This window comes from Thermogladius sp. (assembly GCF_049970955.1).
Classification (GTDB): Archaea; Thermoproteota; Thermoprotei_A; order Sulfolobales; family Desulfurococcaceae; genus Thermogladius.
In genome coordinates this window covers 1-3,054 of sequence record NZ_JBMFLY010000089.1, presented here as the reverse complement: position 1 = coordinate 3,054, position 3,054 = coordinate 1, and the positions used below count along the sequence as shown (strand labels likewise).

At 62.1% G+C, this 3,054-nt stretch carries 2 protein-coding genes and 1 pseudogene; all 3 read left to right on the top strand.

Annotated features, from left to right (window positions below; all coding sequences use genetic code 11):
* Nucleotides 1–204: pseudogene (locus ACP5VX_RS06800) on the top strand (ABC transporter permease); the annotation flags it as partial.
* A gap of 284 nt (nt 205–488) precedes the next feature.
* Nucleotides 489–1,988, top strand: a complete 1,500-nt coding sequence (locus ACP5VX_RS06795; protein WP_428725125.1) for an ATP-binding protein — start codon at nt 489–491, stop codon at nt 1,986–1,988.
* On the top strand, nt 1,985–3,054 hold a 1,070-nt coding region (locus ACP5VX_RS06790), incomplete at its 3' end, for a DNA double-strand break repair nuclease NurA (protein WP_428725124.1). The genes ACP5VX_RS06795 and ACP5VX_RS06790, both read left to right, overlap by 4 nt.

The window sequence follows — 3,054 nt, the reverse complement described above, 5'->3', positions numbered from 1 at the left end:
CTCGGCGTAGGGAACATAAACGACATAAGCTGGGGGACCATACTACACTTCGCCTACACCTCCGGTAGCTTCACGGCAGGCTACTGGTGGTACTTCACCCCTCCGGGGCTGATGCTGCTGGGGCTAGTCCTAGGCTTCATGCTACTCGGGGTAGGGTTAGAGGAGGTCTACAACCCTAAGTTGAGGTCTTCTATAAGCGTTTAAGCCGCCGCATCCCGTGCGGAAGGGCAACTGGCTCCTAGAGCTTGTCTGAAAAGCGATCTTTTCTAAGAAAAACTTGGATAGCGGTAAACAAAACCTCTTACTTGAACACTCCGCATCCTCTCGCCGTTAAACCGCCCACTACCAGGAGGGCCTTTCACCACGCCGGCCACGACGTCGGCGAGCGTACTCCGGCCGTCTCGGTGCGGACGGGTCTGGCTATCCCACGCTTCTTGCCTGAGCAACAATTATATGACCACGATGACAAAACTATAGTCGTGGTCTAAATGAAGCCCATCGGTGTCGTGGCCAGCGGCTCCTCGGCCGCTATAGCCCCCATCCAGGTGTACAAGCAGCGCGAGCTCGACGCGAAAGAGGAGGCTTTCGTAGTGGTGAGGGACGAGGCCAAGAACCTGAACTACCTTGGGGTGCTCCGCAACCTGAGAATGCAGGACCCGCTCTTGAGCCCCAACCAGAGGTCCAGCGTCGTGGACAACCCCGGCCTCGCGAGGATGGGGAGGGAGGTGGTCTTCGAGACCTCTGCCGTTAGGATCATAGGCGTGCTGAGGGAGGACGGCTCACTAGAGCCCTCCACGCAGCCGCCCACTCCCCGTAGCGAGGTCTACCTCGTCGAGTCACCCAGCGACGTCAACCTGAAGCTGGAGAAGGGGCTGGTCGTCGGGAGCCACAAGTACAGCGGTATCGAGATCCCCCTGTCGCCGAAGAGCCTCCCGTACCACATAGGCATAGTCGGAGCAACTGGGACGGGGAAGTCGAGGCTAGCCATAGCCATCATAAGGGAGGTGCTCGACAACACGGACTGGAAGGTGCTGGTCTTCGACCACTCGGGCCTGGACTACAAGCCCTACTTCCCAGACAAGACCGTGTCGGCCGACGAGGTACTCCCGGACGTCGAGGACATCTACAACCACCTCGCGGACATCGTGAAGGAGAGGGAGGAGGACGCCTACCTCTTCTACTCCCTCATCGCCTACATAGTCGCGAGAGGAGACCCGGGAGCTGTGAGGTCCAGGCTACAAAGCGAGGTGAGGCAGTTCGGGAGGAGAGAGGGCGTAGGCGAGGAGGAGGCGTTGGAGAAGGTGGTGTCCGAGTTCCTCAGCACGAACCCCGAGGAAGCGTTGAAGCAAGTCGACTGGGACCTCGGCAAGTTCGGGGAGGTCTTGTCATTGGTCGCGAGAGCGCTGGGGGCGAAGAAGACCACCCCCGCCAAGTACAGGGTCAAGCTGGCCTCCAAGGCGAGGGGGTTCTTCGAGTCCCTCAAGCGGAGGAGGCTCTCGGTAGGGGAGTTGTTGGACAGGCTCGACCGGGAGAGGGTCCTCGTAGTGGACCTGAGCACGGTGGACTACGAGGAGAGGGCTTCTATACTCAACGCCGTCCTCGGCAGGCTGTGGGACAGGATCGACGAGACCAAGACGCCCGTGAACACGCTCGTCGTCGTAGACGAGGCCCACAACTACGCCTGCAGGGAGTGCGGGTCTGTCGACATAATAGAGAGGACCGCGAGAGAGGGGCGTAAGTGGGGGCTTGGGCTCGTCCTCGTGAGCCAGAGGGTCGTGGACTTCAGCACCTGGGTGAGGAACAACATCAACACCTACTTCTTCAGCAGGCTCCAGACGCCCGGCGACCTGCAGAACCTCCAAGGCGACCTCGACCTGGGGGGCATAACCCTGGAGAACATAGCCCTGCTGAGGGAGAGGGAGTTCTACTTCGCCGGCCTAGGCAACCCGCTCAGGCACCCGGTCTTGATCAAGGTGAAGACAGTATGAGTAGCGAGGAGGAGGTCTACGTAGCCCCCGAGGTCGTGTACGAGGCCGTTAGAGAGGTGGCGGAGGAGGTCTTCGAGCAGGCTAAGGGCGTGGACGAGGTTCTGGAGCTCGGCGAAGAGCTCCGCGAGAAGGGGCTAATAAACAGGTTCCCCGAGGCTAGAGAGGCTTGCTTCTACAGTGTTGACAGCGGCTACACGTCCCCGCCGATCGAGGTGGCCGGAGGCTTCATAGGCGTTATACAGGTCGCCGAGGTCTTAATGGGGCACTCCTGCGGCGGGCCGCCTAGGGTAGTGGCCCACGTCAGGCACTACTCCACGAGGGACCTGACCGAGGTCGAGGCCAGGCTGCTCGAGAGGCGGGCCCTCCTAAAAAGGCTCGAGGAGAAGAAGGGGGGCTGGGCGAGGTTCGACATAGCCGTCGTCGACGGGGAGCTGCTCTACAGGGGCGGTGTGGAGGCCGAGCCTACTCTCTCGCAGGAGGAGTGGCTGGCGCACTGGCGGGTCGCGGAGGAGACCAAGAACGCGCTGAGGCTGGCCGGCGAGACCGGCACGCCTCTCGTGGGGGTCTTGAAGAGGAGCTACTCCAGGGACATCTCCGCGGTCTACAGGGCGGGCGGGATACCCATCAACGACAGGCTCCTAATGTCGCTCGTGCTCGAGCCCGGGGAGTACTTCGTCCTCGGGAGCTACAGGGAGCTGAGGGACAGGCTGGCAGAGTCGGCGAGGAGGGCGGGCGGCGAGGTGGCGAGGGCCCTCTACCCGAGGCTCGAGTGGCTCGAGAGGCTGAACACCGTGTACGGCTCGTGGGCGGGCCAGGTGAAGGTCGTGTTCTACAAGCCGCGCCTCGCCGTGTCCCCCCTCGCGGTCAAGGTAGAGGTATACGAGGCAGGGGGCTGGGGGTTGCCCGAAGTCCTAGCGGCGCTCTCCGGGGTGACGGGGTCGACGGGCTTCCCCACGCCCCTCGACTACGTCGACTCTCTCGCCCATGTAAGGCCGGAGACTAGGAGGACTGTCTACGAGCTACTCCACGCGGAGCTGTCGAAGCGGGACCTAAACCTCGCCAAGCT

Bases quoted from the DNA above. Each gene is read 5' to 3' on its own strand.
- ACP5VX_RS06795 (WP_428725125.1), top strand. From the start codon at position 489: ATGAAGCCCATCGGTGTCGTGGCCAGCGGCTCCTCGGCCGCTATAGCC.